Genomic DNA, 15,154 nt, shown 5'->3' with positions numbered 1-15,154 from the left:
TCAGCGCCTACTCTGTGCGGGGCGGGTCCTTCACCACTTCGTCCTTGTCCTCCACGCTCAGGCCGTGCCGCATTAGCATGGGCACCTGCGTGAAGGTGAACAGGAAGGTCAGCGGCAGGAACAGCCACAGCTTGGCGGCCAGCCAGGTCTCGAAGCTGACGAGGAACACCAGCGCGGTGTTGAGGGCAGCCAGCAGGATGAAGAACAGGCCCCAGTTTCGCGACAGCTTCAGCCAGCCCTCGTCGGTCAGTCCCTCGAAAGCCGCTTCCAGCAGCACCTTCAGGAGTGATTTTCCCTTGGCGTATCCCACCAGCAGCACGGCGGAGAACACGACGTAGATGATCGTGGGCTTCCACTGGATGAAGCGCTCGTCCTGGAAATAGATCGTCAGCGCCCCGAAGCCGACGATCATGGCGGTGGAGAGCCACAGCATCGGGCTGACCTTGCCCAGTCGCCACTTGCTGATGGCCAGCGCTATCACCGCCGCGACGATGAAGGCACCGGTTCCGCGGATTACGGCGAAGATCTCGCCCGCCGTGTTCGCGCCCGCATCATCGGGGGAATAATACTTGTAGACCAGGAAGAAGACGAGCAGCGGGCCGTAGTCGACGGCGACGTTGAGCCAGCCGGACTTCGGCTTCTGGGATGGGGCTTCGGCTGTCATCAGGCCACTCCGGCAATTACGCGTGCTACCAGTTCGGGATCGAAGGGACGCAGGTCGTCCAGCGTTTCGCCCACGCCGATGGCGTGGATGGGCAGGCCGTACTGTTCGGCCGCTGCCACCAGTACGCCGCCGCGCGCCGTGCCGTCCAGCTTGGTCATGATCAGGCCGGTGACGCCCGCCACTTCCTTGAAAATCTCTATCTGCGACAGGGCATTCTGGCCGTTTGTCGCATCCAGCACCAGCAGGACATCGTGCGGCGCCTCCGGATTCAGGCGGCCCAGGACTTTGCGGATCTTGGCCAGCTCGTCCATCAGCTCGCGCTTGTTCTGCAGTCGGCCCGCGGTATCCACGATAAGGGCGTCGGTGCCGATATCGGTCGCCCTCTTCACCGCATCGAACACGATGCTGGCAGGGTCGCCGCCTTCCGGTCCGGTGACGATGGGCGCGCCGATGCGCTCGGCCCACACTTTCAGCTGGCCGATCGCGGCGGCACGGAAGGTATCGCCCGCCGCCAGCATCACCTCGTAGTCGTCTTCCTGCAACCAGTGGCCAAGCTTGGCGATGGTCGTCGTCTTGCCGCTGCCATTGACGCCGATCACCAGGATAACCTGCGGGCGCGGGAAAGCGGTGATTTCCAGCGGCACGGCCACGGGGCGAAGGATCGCGGCGATTTCCTCGGCCACGGCTTCCTTCAGTTCACGCTCGGTGATGGTGAGGCCGAAGCGCTTCTCCGCCAGCTTTTCGCGGATACGGCCCGCCGCGCTGGGGCCAAGGTCGGAGAGGATCAGCGCGTCCTCGACATCGTCCAGCGTCGCATCGTCCAGCTTTGCGGTGCCGACGACGCCCGTCAGGTTTTCGGACAGACGATCGGACGTCTTGCGGAATCCGCCGAACAGCTTGTCCGACCAGCTGGGTTCGCTCACTGTAGCAGGCCTTCCTTGTGCGATCTGGGCGTGACAGTCACGATGCTGCCGGGAGCGGTTCCCTCCGGCAGGGCCACGCGGGCGAAGTTCTCGGCATAACCGGTCCCGTCGCGTTCCGTAAGGACCTGCAGGCTTTGCCCCACAAGGCTGTCGAGCCAGGCCTCGCGGACCTTCGCCACGGCGGCGCGCAATTCCGCAGCGCGCGACTTGATGACGGGCTTTTCAAGCTGCGGCATTCGGGAAGCAGGCGTGCCGGGGCGGGGCGAGTAGGGGAACACATGCCCATGCACCACGGGCAAGTCCGCGATGATGGCGCAATTGTCGGCGTGGTGCTCCTCGGTCTCGGTCGGGAAACCGGCGATCAGGTCCGCCCCGATGGCGATATCTGGCCGGCGGTCCTTCAGCCGCTGAACGAGGTCGATGGCGTCTTGGCGCAGGTGGCGACGCTTCATGCGCTTCAGGATCAGGTCCGATCCGTGCTGCAATGAAAGGTGCAGGTGCGGCATGAGGCGGCGCTCACCGGCGAACAGGTCGAAGAGCAGCGGATCGATCTCCACGCCATCGAGCGACGACATGCGCAGGCGGCGCATTTGCGGAAACTCTTCCAGAACCGCCTGCACGAGCGTGCCGAGCGGAGGTTCGCCCGGCAGGTCGTGCCCCCAGCTGGTGACATCCACGCCGGTCAGCACGACTTCGGGCGCGCCCTGGTCCAGGTGCCTTTCCACTTCGCGCAGAACTTGCGGAATCGATAGCGAACGGCTGCGTCCGCGACCCTGCGGGATGACGCAGAAGGTGCAGGCGTGGTCGCATCCGTTCTGCACCGCGATGAAGGCACGCGTGCGCTGGGGCGGGGCGGGCTGCTCGGCTTCCGGCACGTTCCAGGCGCGTGCATCCAGCTTGTGCGTGTTGGGGACCAGCCCATCGACTTCCGGCATGGCGGAAAGCTGCTCGCGCTCGATATCGGCAGCGCAGCCGGTGACGAGCAGGCGGGCGCTGGGGCGCGATCGCCTCGCCCGGCGAATAGCCTGCCGGGTCTGGCGGACCGCCTCCATCGTGACGGCGCAGCTGTTCACCACCACGACGTCATCCTCCCCGGCAATAAGGGTGCGGATGCGCTCGCTCTCGGCGATGTTCAGGCGGCAACCCAGGGAAATGACCTCGGGCGAGACGGCTTCGCGCGGTTGGCTCATGCGTAGTCGTCCCACTCGAAGGAGCCGCGGAAAGCCTCCGCTGCCGGGCCGGTCATGGTGATCGGCTCGCCCTCCCGCCAGGCTATCGTGAGAGGACCGCCGGGCAGGTGCACCGTCACCTCCGGCTCCACCAGCCCGCGGCGCATCGCGGCGACGGCTGTGGCGCAGGCGCCCGTTCCGCAGGCACGCGTCAGGCCCGCCCCGCGCTCCCACACCCGCAGGCGCAGGGTCGTGCGATCGACCACGGTGGCGACGTTCACGTTGATGCGGTTCGGAAACAGCGGATCGTTCTCGATGAGCGGGCCGAGCGTTTCGAGAGGCACGGCGTCGCTGTCCTCGACGAAGAAAACGACATGCGGATTGCCGACATTCACCGCCAGCGGTTGCTCCAGCATGTCCCAGCCGACGGGCATGGCTGCGGTATCCATCGCATAGGCGAGGGGGATCGCCTCCCAGTCGAACCTCGGCCGGCCCATATCCACCGCGATACCGCCGTCGCCGGGAGAAACGGAGAGCGTTCCGCCCGCGGTTGCAATCGTCGCGTCCTTGCCCAGCAGCAGCCCGATGGCGCGAGTGGCATTGCCGCAGGCCTCCACTTCGCCGCCGTCGGCATTGAAGATGCGCATGCGCACGGTGGCGGCGTCATCCTTCTCCAGCACGATCACCTGGTCGCAGCCGATGCCCGTCCTGCGATCGGCAATCGCTCTTGCCGTTTGTGCCGAGAGAGCGGGCATGTCGGTTTCGCGCGTGTCGAGCACGACGAAATCGTTGCCGAGGCCGTGCATCTTGGTGAAGGCGAAACGCATCTGCGCCACCTAGGGCCGCAGGCGGCGTATCGCAATGCCTGGAAGGCCCGTCAGCTGGCCCTGCGCTCGGCTTCCCGGTCGCCCTCGGTCTCGGCGGCCGGAGCGGCAGGGACTTGAGGCAGCATATTGAGCGCGGCGAGGCGATTGCGGGTCGTCGCCGCGTCTTCGGGACGGCCATAGAGATATCCCTGGCCCTTCAGCTCGCCCATGCCCTGCAACTGGCCCAGCACTTCGCTGGTCTCGATGCCTTCTGCCGTGACGGGGAGGGACAGGCCCTTGCCCAGCGAGACGATGGCTTCCACCAGCGCGCGCCCTTCGCCACCGCCCGAAAGTTCGGACACGAAGCTGCGGTCGATCTTCAGGCGGTCGAACGGCAGGGACCGGAGCTGCGAAAGGCTTGAATATCCCGTGCCGAAGTCGTCCAGGCTGATGCGGATGCCTTGGTTCTTGAGGCTGGAGACGATGGAGCGCACGGCACCCATGTTCTCGTGCAGGCAGCTTTCGGTGATCTCGATCTCGAGCCGCGCGGGGGGAAAGCCGCTTTCCACCAGCAGGTGCAGCAGTTTCTGCGCGAACCACGGATCGCGAAGCTGCACCGGGGAGATGTTGACCGAAAGCGTGAGGCCGGGGTCCCATTCCTGCGCATCCGCCAGCGCCTGGCGGATAAGGCGCTCGGACAGTTCGCCGATCAGGTCGATCTCTTCGGCGATGGGAATGAAGATCTCCGGGCTGACCAGCCCGTAGCGGGGGCTCTGCCAGCGCGCGAGCATCTCGAAGCCCGTCAGTTGGCCGGTCTCCAGGTCGATCTGCTGTTCGTAGTAAGGCACGAACTCGCCCGCCGGAATGCCGCGACGAATGCCCGCTTCCAGCTCGTTGCGGAAGCGCAGCTCGTCCTCCATCTGCGGCTCGAACCAGTAGTAGCGGTTCCGGCCGCGCTTCTTCGCATGATACATGGCGATATCGGCCCGATGGATCAGCGCGTCGGCATCTCCCTGCGGCTTGCCGCCCAGGTTGCCCCCGGATTGCGCCAGTCCGACGGAAACCGTGGCTTCCACCGTCAGGTGATTGAATTCGATCGGCGCCGACGCCTTGGCAATCAGGGCGATGACGAGTTCGTCCACCTGCTCCCTGGCGCTGTAATCGAAGGGAACGGCGCAGACGAACTCGTCGCCGCCTATGCGGGCAAGGATGCCGTTGTGGGGAAGAGCCGCGGAAATCCGGCTGGCAATCGTGCTCAGCACATTGTCGCCCATCTGGTGGCCGTTCAGGTCGTTGATCTGCTTGAAGTTGTCCAGATCGACCATCATCACCGCAACTTCGAGATTGGTGCCGTCGAGCGACTGGCGCAGGGCTTCTATGGCGGGCGGTCCGCTGCGGCGGTTGAGGCAATCGGTCAGGGGGTCACGCTCTGCAAGTTCGCGCGCGCGCTCCTCGGCCGCGCGGCGCACTTCGACTTCGGCGTGGAGATCCTTGTACCGTCGCCAGCCGAAAATCAGCAGGGCGATATTCAGCAGCACCGCGTTGGTCAGCAGGACATCGGGAGCGGATCCGCCGGCGAACCATGCGCGCACGATCTGCGGCATCAGCGTGCCGCCCGTACCCACGAACAGAATGACTGCCGCCAATGCGATGCCCAGCGCGATCATGTCGCGCTCCGCATTGCCGATCTTTCCGTCGTCGGACTTGTGCGAATTGTCTCTTTGCGTTTTCAAACGCGACTGTCCCCATTTCGTGAGGGCATTCATGGTTCAACATGTTCAACATCAGGTTAATTGCCCCCGCATAGTTGTCCCGCTAGGCCGTGCGCGGCGCGCAAAAGGAGAGAGCATTGCCCAATTACTGGCTGATCAAGTCCGAACCCTTCAAGTATTCCTGGGACCAGCTCGTCGAGGATGGCGAAACCGTGTGGGACGGCGTGCGCAACCACCGCGCAGCCAACAACCTTCGCGCGATGGAGAAGGGCGACCAGCTGTTCTACTATCACTCCAACAAGGGTCTTGAGATCGTGGGCATCGCCGAGGTGAGCGAGGCGGGCCTGGTCGATCCCACCGATCCGGAGGGGAAATGGCCTACCGTGAAGGTGAAGCCCGTGCGCCCGCTTGAGAACTTCGTGACGCTAAAGGAAATAAAGGCAGAACCGACGCTCGAAGGGATCGAACTGGTCCGGCTATCCCGCCTGTCCGTGGCTGAAATACGGCCAGAGGAGTGGAAAATAATCCTCAAAATGTCAGAGAGTTAATTCGGAACGATTTTCCGTCGTCACCCGTTGTCTGATCAAAGGGCGCGCGGTTGTCGCGCTGGCCCCAACAGAAACGGAGATCACATCATGGGTGAACTGACAGACAAGGTAAAAGGCAACGCCAACGAAGCCGTCGGCAACGTGAAGCAGGAATCGAATAACCCCGAGACCCGCGCCGAAGGCCGCCAGCAGGAAAAGAAGGGCGAAGCCCAGCAGCTGAAGGGCGAAGTCGAAGGCAAGCTCGGCAACGACATCTGACCCTTTTGACGAAATAGACGACCAGCAACTGGTCGCCGTGAAGGGCCGCCTCGTGGCGGCCCTTTCTCGTATGGGGGATGACTAGCGCGAGCGCAGGCCGCTCACCGTTGCTCCGGCTGCGCTCAACTGCTCGATATCGGTAATGCAGTGCAGCAGGCGAAGGCCCTTGCGCTGCATCGCCTGTTCAAGAGCGCTGTCGAACCCCGCATTGTCCTCCACTCTCGCGCCCCAGCCGCCATAGCTCTCGGCCATCCGGGCAAAATCCGGATTGGCCAGGTGGGTCGATGCCTCGCGACCCGGATACTCGCGTTCCTGATGCATGCGGATCGTGCCGTATGTGGAATTGTCGAAGACGATCACCAGCAGGTCGATGCCGTACTGCGCCGCCGTGGCCAGTTCCTGACCGTTCATCAGGAAATCGCCATCGCCTGCCGCAGCCACCACGCAGCGATCGGGAAAGCGCAGCGCCGCGGCAACCGCGGCTGGCACGCCATACCCCATCGCGCCCGCCGTGGGCGCCAGTTGCGAGGGGTATCCGGCATAGGGCCAGTAGCGGTGCCACCACCCGGCAAAGTTTCCCGCACCGTTGCACACGATTGCATCCGCCGGCAGCACGCGCCGGCAGGTGGCCATTGCGCGCGCTAGGTCGAGATCGAACTGCGCATCCTCGCGCGGGGTGTTCCACTCCTTCCACTCGGCATGGGCCTGGGCGCCGCAATCGAAATCGATCACGTCGCCATCGTCCCACAGCGCAGCGCTCTCCGCGAATTCGGCCATGTCGGCGCAGACCGGCAGATCCGTGCGGTAGACCCGGCCCAGTTCCTCGGGATCGGGATGAACGTGGATCAGCTGCTGATCCGGATGATCGGGCGTTATCAGCGTGTATCCGTCGGTCGTCGCTTCTCCCAGCCGCGCGCCGACCACCAGCAACAGGTCCGCTGCCTTCGCGCGCTCCGTCAGTTGCGGGTTTGGTCCGTAACCCAGGTTGCCGGCATAGACCGGCGATTCGGGCGATATGGCATCCTGACGGCGGAAGGCCGTTGCGACGGGGAGCCCGATCCGCTCGGCAAATTCGGTGAAATAATGGCGCGCACGGGCGTTCCACCCCGCGCCGCCCACGATGGCGAGAGGCGCGGCGGCATCGCCGATCATCTCCATCATCGTGGCCATCACGTCGGGGCAGGGCGCCTGTGCAGGGCGCGTCACGGCAGGGCGCATGGGCACGTCCAGACCGTGCGCGTGCAGCATGTCTTCGGGCAAGGCGAGAACGACCGGGCCCGGACGGCCCGACACGGCGGTGGACCAGGCGCGCGCCACGTACTCGGGAATTCGCCGGGCGTCGTCGATGCGGGCGGCCCATTTGGCGATGGGTGCGAAGAATGCGGGGAAATCCACTTCCTGGAATCCCTCGCGGTCGCGCATGGTGGAATCCACGTCTCCGATGAAGAGGATCATCGGCTGGCTGTCCTGCATGGCGACATGCACGCCGATGCTGGCATTCGTGGCGCCGGGGCCGCGCGTCACGAAGGCGATGCCGGGTCGGCCGGTCATGCTGCCGTCGGCGCAGGCCATGAAGGCGACCCCGCCTTCCTGCCGGCAGGTTACCGTCTCGATCGCTTCGCAATCAGACAAGGCATCGAGGACGGGAAGAAAGCTTTCCCCCGGCACGGTGAAGACGCGGTCGGCACCTTGTTCCACAAGGCAATCGACGAGAAGGCGGGCGGCGGTTGTGCTCATGCACACCCGATAGCGGTGGGGCAGGGGAGCGGCAACTCGTTGCCGGACTTACCAACTGTCCCGACCCTGAACATGTCCACAAGGCGGAGGAGCCAAATCGTTACCAAAACGTTAAAGCCAAATCATGAGACGCTCACTGGTCCTTACAACCGAGTCGGCCCACCATCCCTACCGGGCTTCCCTGCCGCCGCATGTGCTGGCGCGCGCCAATGAAATCGAGCCGATGGCCCCCTGGCGGGAGCGCCTTTCCCTCGGCTTGACGCGTCACGATCTGGAGACGGTCGCGGCCACCTATGCCGCGGCGTTCCTGGCCACGATCACCTTCATCGCCTGATCATTCCGCTGCGGCGAGCACCTGGGCGGCCTCTTTCTCCGCCTTGTAGAGCAATCCGCCCAGCCAGACCGAGATCAGGCACATTCCGGCGCTGAGCAGCACCTGCTCGGCCAGCGGCACGCCCACCGCGCTGAGGGTCAGCGCAAAGAGCGAGCCGATCACCATCGCCCCCGAATTGACGATGTTGTTCGCTGCCACGGCCCGGCTGGCCTGCGAACTCGGCACCTTGGTGGTGAGGAAGGCGTAGAGCGGCACGACGAACATGCCGCCGAATATCGCGATCATCAGCAGGCTGCCGAGCACGGCCCAGGCCAGCGGATAGGACAGGAAAGTGGCCACATCCATCAGCTGCGTATCCCGCAGCCCCGCGTTCCACGCCTTGCAGACGAAATAGAACACGGCGACCATCGCCGCCATCAGCAGCACCGAAATGGGCGAGTAGCGCGCCGAAACCGTGCCCTTCAGCAGCAGGTTCACGGTGACGGAGCCAACCGCCACGCCGATGGAGAAGAACACCAGGAACAGGCTGGCCACGGTCGGATTCGCCATGAGCACGTTCTTGGCCAGGGGCGGGAATTGGATGAAGAGGATCGAGCCGATGGTCCAGAAGAAACTGATCGCCAGGATGGCGTAGAAGACTTCGCGGTTCTGGGTGCATTCCCGGATCATGCGCCACGACGAGGTGAAGGGGTTGAAGTCCACCTTTTCCGGCGCTCCCATGGGCGGTGCCGGGGGCACCTGGCGGCTGGTGATATAGCCGATGATCGCGAACCCCAGGATCGCCGCGGCGGCGATTTCGATGTGGTTTGCCAGCACACCTGCAATGATGGTGCCTGCCATGATCGCGATGTAGGTGCCCGCTTCCACCAGCCCGGTGCCCGCCAGCACCTCGTCCTTGTTCAGATGCTGCGGGAGGATCGCGTACTTGATCGGGCCGAAGAAGGTGGAATGCACGCCCATCGCGAACAGCGCCAGCATCAGCAGCGGAATGGCCAGCACGTCCACCGCGATGCCCTCCCACGCCAGGAAAAGGCCGAATGCGCCGACCGTCATGATGCCGATCTCGGCCGCCTTCACCTTGCGGATGATGGCCGCCTTGTCGCGCAGGTCCGCCAGTTGCCCGGCGATGGCGGAAAGCAGGAAGAACGGCAGGATAAACACGGCCGATGCCACGCCGGAGAACATCGTCTCGCTGTCCGCCGAATTGTACACGCTGTAGACGACGAACAGCACCATCGTCGTCTTGTAGAGATTGTCGTTGAAGGCATTCAGCAGCTGGGTGCAGAACAACGGCAGGAACCGGCGTTGGCCTAGCAGGTGGGTGGAAGTCAGCATGGTATGTTTGCGGATCGCCCGAAAAGCTCATCCCGTGGCGGGACACGTGCGACCCGTTTAGGGACAAGGCCCCTTGATCGCCAACCTTTTTCCCCGAACCATTTTCCTGCCCGGCAAAAGCGGCTAGGGCGCCAGTTACCATGTGGACCCTGCCCAACATCCTCACGCTCAGCCGTATTCTCACGCTGCCGCTGCTCGGCTTCCTGCTGTGGTGGCCGGGCTGGGAACTGGGCTACCTGTTTGCCTTTGCGCTCTACTGCCTGATGGGGATCACCGACTATTTCGACGGACTGCTGGCGCGTTCCAGCGGCGCGGTGAGCAGGCTTGGCATCTTCCTCGATCCCATCGCCGACAAGATCATGGTCGCCACGGTCATCCTGGTGCTGGCGGCACAGGGCATCCTGCGCGGCCCCTTCGTGGGCGATGCGCACGTGATCGCGGGCCTCATCATCCTGATTCGCGAGATCGCGGTATCGGGCCTGCGCGAATTCCTTGGCGAATTGCAGGTCAGCGTGCCGGTCTCGAAGCTCGCCAAGTGGAAGACGACGTTCCAGCTGGTGTCGCTGGGATCGCTGATCCTCGGGCAGGGCCTGCCGGGCTGGACGATGCAACTGGGCGACATTGCCGCGAACGTGCCGCACACGGTGGGGCTTATCACCCTGTGGGCCGCGGCAATCCTGACGCTGATTACGGGCTGGGACTACCTGCGCGTTGGTCTGAAGCACATGGACTGAGCGGAGGCGGGCGCGATCATCGCGTGCCACGCTGACGGTCTCTAGAGTTCAAAGCCCGGCTTCGGCGTCAGGGTGTCGAGATCCAGCCGCAGGACCGGTTCGCCCTCGGGATAGAGCTGTTGCTCCGCGAAGACCCCCAGGGTCGCGACGCTTCCCAGGATCACGGAGAGCATGAGGACGCACCAGACCTTCTGGGCTGGGCGCAGGTGCTCTACACCCTCATGGTCGAGATGTTCTGCATCAGCACTCATAACACCGATACAGTGCCGCATTGACGTTTACGATTGGTAAAGCCTCACCGACCTGCACGAATCCCGGTCTTGCGGCAGTGCGAGAGAGTGCGCCTGGTGGCCGCCCTACAAGCGAGGTGAAACATTCTCCTCGGCCCGGTCGTCGTCGAGAGCCAGAGTGTCGGCGAGATCGCCAGCCTCGATCTTCACCATCAACTGCTCCTCGATGTTCTGGCGGCATTCACGTACCAGCCTGCGCGGGACCGTGGCGGAGCGCGGGCAGTTCGCGCGGGCTGTCTGGCGGACCCGCTCAAACAGCTCCTCAGCGCTTTCGCTGTTCGCCAGCTCTTCCAGGGTGTAGTGAAACGAAACCTCCTCTTCGGCGGCATGGAGGCTGGTGGCAACGAAGCAGCAAGCCATCGCCAGCAGAACTGTTCTTCCCTTTCTCATGGTAATCTCCTCGTGTTGACCGGCTTTCGATCAGCCGTGGAAGGAGAGATGAACCGGGAAGCGCGCTGCAGATACTTCGGGACGCGAAGGTAACGACTATGGAATCCATAGCAGGGCGCTTCGCAATACGGAGCGGCGAGGTTATGATGCGGCAAATTTTCGAAAGGGCTCGCTGAGCTGAATGTAGAATGCTCGATCCGGAAACCCACTGCCCGGCCACCAAGGCCAGCGAGCTGATCCGCGACAAATGGGTGCTGCAGATAATCCGGACGATGATGATGGGCGCGCGGCGATACGGCGATCTGACCGATGCTATCCCGCGCATCTCGCCGGCAGTTCTCAGCGCCAGGCTGAAGACAATGGCAGAGCAAGGACTGATCGTTAAGCGCCAGACCAGCGGCCTCAAGAGCGCGACCTACCGCCTCACGCCGTCCGGGCGCGAACTCCGCCCGATTATCGAACATCTCGCGGTCTGGGGCCTCAAATGGGCTGCCCGCAACGTCCGCGACCGCAATATCGATATCGGCGCGATGATGTGGGACATTCACAAGACCTTGCGGACGAGGGAATTGCCCGACGGCGAGACGGTCATCAGCATCGCCCTTCGGGATGCAGAGAACTTCAAGTCATGGTGGCTGGTTGCCAACGGGCGAAAGGTCGATCTGTGTTCAGACAATCCGGGCAAGGACGTGACGATCTACCTGTCGTGCGAAATCGGCGGCCTCCTGAGGATTTGGCGCGGAGATGTCCTGGCACAGGAGATGATCGAGAATGGCGAGATGGTCGTGGACGGCCCGAGCGACCTGATCACGACGCTTGACCGCTGGATGCCGTTGTCTCCCCTGGCTACCCGCCGCAGCGAGGTTTAGACCGGTCGGCGCCATCGGCCGCCGCCGTTAGGCTTCCCGCGCTGCCTCCAGCGCCTCGTGATAGGCGATGACCGCGCGGGTGACGTCCTGCATCATTTCCATGCGCTCGATGGTCGGTCGCTTCGTAACGCCGATCATCACCGCCACGGCATAGGCCGAGGAGTCGGGCGCGAAGAGGACGCCCACGTCGTTGTAGCCGGACTGCTGGCCGTTCCAGAACTGGCCGGTGCCGGTCTTGTGACTGACCACCCAGCCTTCGGCCCGGCCGCCTTTCAGGCGTCTTGGTCCGCTGCGAGTGTTGGACATGATGGTGAGGAATTCTTCCGCACGCTTCTTCGACAGGACCGCGCCGCGCTCGATGGCGGCCAGGGCCCGGGCGATGGCGAGGGGGCTTGCGCCGTCAACCGGATCATCGAGGTATTTCTCGAAGGCACGCTCGCGAACCCGCTCGGGCACGAGGTCGCGCGCGGTGTAGAAGTTGTTGTCGTAGGAATAGCTGTCGCGCCAGTCCATCCCGGCAATCGCGGCCTGCATCGGCTTTTCGCCGGGACCGAACCGGATGCCGTCCAGCCCCTTCTCGGCCAGCATGGCGCGCACGGCGCGCGGTCCGCCAACGCGTTGCAGGATGGCATTGTTGGCGGTGTTGTCGCTCTGCTGGATGGCGCGTTCTATCAGTTCGCCGACCGTGGTTTCAATGGCTCCTGCACGCAGGATTTCGTTGCGGATCGGCTGGTGGAACAAGGTCAGGTCGTCGCGGCTGACGCGCACCGGCGCGTCGAGATCGAGCAGGCCTTTCTCCGCCATCGCCAGCGCAGTGAGCGAGACCCAGGTCTTGCTCACGCTCTGCTGCGGCAAGAGCGCGCTTTCGTTGAAGCCGGTGCTCCACCCGCTGTCGACGTCCACCACCGCGATGCCCATAGATCCGCCAAATTCCTCGCCGATCGCTTCCAGCCTTTCCGACAGCGTCTCGCGCGCTTCCACGACCTGCGGGTCCAGCTGCGGTTTCGGGGTGGGAGTAACCGCGGGGGTAGGGGTCGCCTGGGCCTGGCGAATTTCCTCGCCCCATTCCACGCCGTAGGGAGGCTGGGGATTTTCGGCGGTTCCGCAACCGGAGACGAGGAGGAGGGCGAGGGGAGACAGAAATGCGGCGCTTCGGATCATGGGTTTCCAACGGGTGAAATGGATGAGATTTCCAAGAAAAACCAAGGCGACGGATGAAAGCGCGCGCGCCCGGTCAGCCTGCGCGCAATTCCTCGGCCAGCAGGCGGAATTCGTCCGACCGGGGCGAGTTGGTTCGCCACACGAGGGCAATCTCGCGGCTGGTCTGGTCGCCGTGCAGCGGACGGGCGACAACGTCGGTCTCGTGCAGGATGCCGGCGTCGATCGCCATCTTCGGCAGCATGGTCAGGCCGAGCCCGTTGTCCACCATCTGCACCAAGGTGTGCAGACTGGTGCCGATCATCGTGGCGCTGGCATTGAGTTCGGGGCGGTTGCAGGCCGCCAGGGCATGTTCCTTCAGGCAGTGACCGTCCTCCAGCAGCAGCAGGCGCCCCTCGTCGATCATGGAAGGTTCTATTTCCGCCGGGGGATCGCGCGGGTCGTCTTTGGGGAAGGCGACGAAAAGCTCGTCCTGACAGATCGTCGCGCTTTCCACGTCGCCGGTGGCGAAGGGCAGGGCCAGCAGCACGCAGTCCGCCCGTCCGTGATGAAGCGATTCGAGAGCCTGGTCGCTCGGTTCCTCGCGCAGGAACAGCTTCAACTGCGGGCGTTCACGGCGCAGGCGCGGCAGGATGCGCGGCAGCAGGAAGGGGGCGATGGTGGGGATCACGCTCATGCGCAATTCGCCCGACAGCGGCTTGCCGGCGGCCTGTACCAGTTCGGCCAGTTCCTCCGTCTCGCGCAGCACGCGGTGCGCCTTCTCCACCACCGAATTGCCCAGCGGAGTGAACCTCACCACGCGCCGGCTGCGCTCCACCAGCGTGATGCCCAGCAACGATTCCAGCTCGCGGATGCCCGCCGAAAGCGTGGACTGCGAGACGAAGCTCGCCTCTGCCGCGCGGCCGAAATGCTGCTGTTCGTGCAGGGCGACGAGGTACTGCAGCTGCTTGATCGTGGGGAGATAGGTGGACATTCAGCCCCCCTTTGGCCGCGTGGTCGCGGCGGTCACTCCGCCATCTCCGCCTTGACGTCGTCGATGTGGGTCATCTTGAGGCGACCCTTCTCGACGGCGAAGGCCAGCTTGCCTTCCACCAGGTCCAGCGCATCCTTGCCGAACACCTGGTAGCGCCAGCCCTCCAGCACCGGCAGGTCGCGGACGCCGGCGGCGAGAGCCTCCAACTCGTCGGACCGGGTGAGCAGGCGCGAGGCCACGTCGATCTCGCGAGAGCGTATCTTCAACAGCAGCTTCAGCAGGTCGGCCACCAGCGCGCCTTCCTTGCCCAGAGGCGCGCCGCGCTTGGGCTTTTCGGGCATCTCGTCCTTGTCCAGCGAATCGGCATTGCCGAGCACGCGCATCAGGCGCTTGCCGATCTCGTTTTCCTTCCACGCGTTGGAAAGGCCGCGCACCTTGGCAAGATCGGCCTGCTTCTTGGGCGGATGGCTGGCGATGTCTGCCAGCGTCTCGTCACGGATGATGCGGCCGCGGGGGATATCCTTGTCCTGCGCTTCGGATTCGCGCCAGGCGGCCAGCGCCTTCAACCGCCCCAGCACGACCGGATTACGGCCGGGGGACCGGATCCGGCGCCATGCCTCGTCCAGATCGTTGGCGTAGTTGGACGGGTCCGCCAGCTTTTCCATCTCGGCGTTCAGCCAGTGGCCGCGGTCGGTCTTGACCAGCTTGTTCAGGATCTTGGGGAAGATGCGGGCGAGGTAGGTGACGTCGCCGATGGCATATTCGATCTGCCGGTCGGTCAGCGGGCGACGGCTCCAGTCGGTGAAGCGCGCGCCCTTGTCGATGGTCTTGTTCAGCCAGCTTTCGACAAGGTTGGCATAGCCGATCTGCTCGGACTGACTGATGGCCATCATGGCGATCTGGGTGTCGAAGATGGGGTGCGGGGTCTTGCCCGTCAGGTTGTAGATGATTTCCACGTCCTGCCCGCCGGCGTGGAAGATCTTCAGCACGTCCTCGTTGTCGGTCAGCAGGTCCAGCAGCGGGGTCAGGTCCAGGCCATCGGCCAGTGGATCGATGGCGGCGGCCTCGTCCTCGTTGCCGATCTGTATGAGGCACAGCAGCGGGTAGTAGGTGTTCTCGCGCATGAATTCGGTGTCGACACACACGAAATCATGTTGCGCCAGCCTTTCGCAAAGTTCGGCTAGGTCGTCGGTCTTGGTGATGAGGGGATGGATATGCATACGTCTTCTTTTCATGTCTGGACGGTTCACCGCC

17 protein-coding genes are annotated in these 15,154 nt (G+C 64.2%); 5 read left to right on the top strand and 12 right to left on the bottom strand.

Annotation, left to right across the window (positions count from 1 at the left end; all coding sequences use genetic code 11):
- Positions 1-7: 7 nt before the first annotated feature.
- From AAA989_RS16330 to AAA989_RS16310, 5 genes are read right to left on the bottom strand one after another with little or no spacing between them, the layout of a single operon-like run.
- On the bottom strand, positions 8-664 hold the full coding sequence (locus AAA989_RS16330) for an inner membrane-spanning protein YciB (RefSeq protein ID WP_338245444.1): 657 nt from the start codon (positions 662-664) through the stop codon (positions 8-10).
- Positions 664-1,587 (bottom strand): signal recognition particle-docking protein FtsY, encoded by a 924-nt coding sequence (ftsY, locus tag AAA989_RS16325; RefSeq protein ID WP_338245442.1) that lies wholly within the window; start codon positions 1,585-1,587, stop codon positions 664-666. The genes AAA989_RS16330 and ftsY overlap by 1 nt, the downstream gene beginning before the upstream one ends.
- Entirely contained in the window at positions 1,584-2,777 is a 1,194-nt protein-coding gene (locus tag AAA989_RS16320; protein WP_338245440.1) for a MiaB/RimO family radical SAM methylthiotransferase, read from the bottom strand. The genes ftsY and AAA989_RS16320 overlap by 4 nt, the downstream gene beginning before the upstream one ends.
- A complete protein-coding gene (gene dapF, locus AAA989_RS16315; protein WP_338245438.1) occupies positions 2,774-3,583 on the bottom strand; it encodes a diaminopimelate epimerase in 810 nt (269 codons plus the stop codon). Before dapF ends, AAA989_RS16320 begins: the two co-directional genes overlap by 4 nt.
- Positions 3,584-3,633: 50 nt before the next feature.
- Positions 3,634-5,295 (bottom strand): putative bifunctional diguanylate cyclase/phosphodiesterase, encoded by a 1,662-nt coding sequence (locus tag AAA989_RS16310; RefSeq protein WP_338245437.1) that lies wholly within the window; start codon positions 5,293-5,295, stop codon positions 3,634-3,636.
- 116 nt (positions 5,296-5,411) lie between these two features.
- Here AAA989_RS16310 and AAA989_RS16305 point away from each other — a divergent pair, with 116 nt between their 5' ends.
- Together AAA989_RS16305 and AAA989_RS16300 are read left to right on the top strand one after the other, a co-directional pair.
- Positions 5,412-5,822, top strand: coding sequence for an EVE domain-containing protein (locus AAA989_RS16305; protein ID WP_338245436.1), 411 nt, complete (start codon positions 5,412-5,414; stop codon positions 5,820-5,822).
- Positions 5,823-5,909: 87 nt separating this feature from the next.
- On the top strand, positions 5,910-6,080 hold the full coding sequence (locus AAA989_RS16300; RefSeq protein ID WP_338245435.1) for a CsbD family protein: 171 nt from the start codon (positions 5,910-5,912) through the stop codon (positions 6,078-6,080).
- An 81-nt stretch (positions 6,081-6,161) separates the two neighbouring features.
- Here the strand turns inward: AAA989_RS16300 and AAA989_RS16295 are convergent, their stop codons facing one another.
- On the bottom strand, positions 6,162-7,817 hold the full coding sequence (locus tag AAA989_RS16295) for a thiamine pyrophosphate-binding protein (protein ID WP_338245434.1): 1,656 nt from the start codon (positions 7,815-7,817) through the stop codon (positions 6,162-6,164).
- A 124-nt stretch (positions 7,818-7,941) separates the two neighbouring features.
- Between AAA989_RS16295 and AAA989_RS16290 the strand changes: the two genes are divergently transcribed.
- Positions 7,942-8,151 (top strand): hypothetical protein, encoded by a 210-nt coding sequence (locus AAA989_RS16290; RefSeq protein WP_338245432.1) that lies wholly within the window; start codon positions 7,942-7,944, stop codon positions 8,149-8,151.
- On the opposite strand, the gene AAA989_RS16285 is transcribed toward AAA989_RS16290, so the two are convergent.
- On the bottom strand, positions 8,152-9,486 hold the full coding sequence (locus AAA989_RS16285) for an MFS transporter (protein ID WP_338245429.1): 1,335 nt from the start codon (positions 9,484-9,486) through the stop codon (positions 8,152-8,154).
- A gap of 140 nt (positions 9,487-9,626) precedes the next feature.
- Between AAA989_RS16285 and pgsA the strand changes: the two genes are divergently transcribed.
- Positions 9,627-10,220 (top strand): CDP-diacylglycerol--glycerol-3-phosphate 3-phosphatidyltransferase, encoded by a 594-nt coding sequence (gene pgsA / locus AAA989_RS16280; protein WP_338245427.1) that lies wholly within the window; start codon positions 9,627-9,629, stop codon positions 10,218-10,220.
- Positions 10,221-10,261: 41 nt separating this feature from the next.
- On the opposite strand, the gene AAA989_RS16275 is transcribed toward pgsA, so the two are convergent.
- Both AAA989_RS16275 and AAA989_RS16270 read right to left on the bottom strand, forming a co-directional pair.
- Entirely contained in the window at positions 10,262-10,471 is a 210-nt protein-coding gene (locus AAA989_RS16275; RefSeq protein ID WP_338245425.1) for a hypothetical protein, read from the bottom strand.
- 105 nt (positions 10,472-10,576) lie between these two features.
- Entirely contained in the window at positions 10,577-10,900 is a 324-nt protein-coding gene (locus tag AAA989_RS16270; protein ID WP_338245423.1) for a UrcA family protein, read from the bottom strand.
- A 188-nt stretch (positions 10,901-11,088) separates the two neighbouring features.
- Here AAA989_RS16270 and AAA989_RS16265 point away from each other — a divergent pair, with 188 nt between their 5' ends.
- The gene (locus AAA989_RS16265) at positions 11,089-11,769 is read left to right on the top strand and encodes a winged helix-turn-helix transcriptional regulator (protein WP_338245421.1); all 681 of its coding nucleotides are present in this window, start codon (positions 11,089-11,091) and stop codon (positions 11,767-11,769) included.
- Positions 11,770-11,796: 27 nt separating this feature from the next.
- Here the strand turns inward: AAA989_RS16265 and AAA989_RS16260 are convergent, their stop codons facing one another.
- The 3 genes from AAA989_RS16260 to rnd all read right to left on the bottom strand — a co-directional run bounded on the left by AAA989_RS16260 (position 11,797) and on the right by rnd (position 15,120).
- On the bottom strand, positions 11,797-12,930 hold the full coding sequence (locus AAA989_RS16260) for a serine hydrolase (RefSeq protein WP_338245418.1): 1,134 nt from the start codon (positions 12,928-12,930) through the stop codon (positions 11,797-11,799).
- Between the two features lie 73 nt (positions 12,931-13,003).
- Positions 13,004-13,900, bottom strand: coding sequence for a hydrogen peroxide-inducible genes activator (locus AAA989_RS16255; RefSeq protein WP_338245417.1), 897 nt, complete (start codon positions 13,898-13,900; stop codon positions 13,004-13,006).
- Positions 13,901-13,932: 32 nt separating this feature from the next.
- Positions 13,933-15,120 (bottom strand): ribonuclease D, encoded by a 1,188-nt coding sequence (gene rnd, locus AAA989_RS16250; RefSeq protein WP_338245415.1) that lies wholly within the window; start codon positions 15,118-15,120, stop codon positions 13,933-13,935.
- Positions 15,121-15,154: the final 34 nt, after the last annotated feature.

The sequence above is a fragment of the Aurantiacibacter hainanensis genome, assembly GCF_036321025.1.
In the GTDB taxonomy this organism is placed as follows: domain Bacteria; phylum Pseudomonadota; class Alphaproteobacteria; order Sphingomonadales; family Sphingomonadaceae; genus Alteraurantiacibacter; species Alteraurantiacibacter hainanensis.
The sequence above is the reverse complement of the archived record's forward strand: the minus strand, read 5'-3'. Positions and strand labels throughout refer to the sequence as shown.

Excerpts from the sequence above, each read along its gene's own strand:
- AAA989_RS16290 (WP_338245432.1), top strand. The coding sequence starts at position 7,942 with ATGAGACGCTCACTGGTCCTTACAACCGAGTCGGCCCACCATCCCTAC.
- AAA989_RS16270 (WP_338245423.1), bottom strand. The coding sequence starts at position 10,900 with ATGAGAAAGGGAAGAACAGTTCTGCTGGCGATGGCTTGCTGCTTCGTT.
- AAA989_RS16300 (WP_338245435.1), top strand. The coding sequence starts at position 5,910 with ATGGGTGAACTGACAGACAAGGTAAAAGGCAACGCCAACGAAGCCGTC.
- pgsA (WP_338245427.1), top strand. The coding sequence starts at position 9,627 with ATGTGGACCCTGCCCAACATCCTCACGCTCAGCCGTATTCTCACGCTG.
- AAA989_RS16320 (WP_338245440.1), bottom strand. The coding sequence starts at position 2,777 with ATGAGCCAACCGCGCGAAGCCGTCTCGCCCGAGGTCATTTCCCTGGGT.
- AAA989_RS16295 (WP_338245434.1), bottom strand. The coding sequence starts at position 7,817 with ATGAGCACAACCGCCGCCCGCCTTCTCGTCGATTGCCTTGTGGAACAA.
- AAA989_RS16285 (WP_338245429.1), bottom strand. The coding sequence starts at position 9,486 with ATGCTGACTTCCACCCACCTGCTAGGCCAACGCCGGTTCCTGCCGTTG.
- AAA989_RS16275 (WP_338245425.1), bottom strand. The coding sequence starts at position 10,471 with ATGAGTGCTGATGCAGAACATCTCGACCATGAGGGTGTAGAGCACCTG.
- AAA989_RS16260 (WP_338245418.1), bottom strand. The coding sequence starts at position 12,930 with ATGATCCGAAGCGCCGCATTTCTGTCTCCCCTCGCCCTCCTCCTCGTC.
- AAA989_RS16255 (WP_338245417.1), bottom strand. The coding sequence starts at position 13,900 with ATGTCCACCTATCTCCCCACGATCAAGCAGCTGCAGTACCTCGTCGCC.
- rnd (WP_338245415.1), bottom strand. The coding sequence starts at position 15,120 with ATGCATATCCATCCCCTCATCACCAAGACCGACGACCTAGCCGAACTT.
- AAA989_RS16330 (WP_338245444.1), bottom strand. The coding sequence starts at position 664 with ATGACAGCCGAAGCCCCATCCCAGAAGCCGAAGTCCGGCTGGCTCAAC.
- dapF (WP_338245438.1), bottom strand. The coding sequence starts at position 3,583 with ATGCGTTTCGCCTTCACCAAGATGCACGGCCTCGGCAACGATTTCGTC.
- AAA989_RS16265 (WP_338245421.1), top strand. The coding sequence starts at position 11,089 with ATGCTCGATCCGGAAACCCACTGCCCGGCCACCAAGGCCAGCGAGCTG.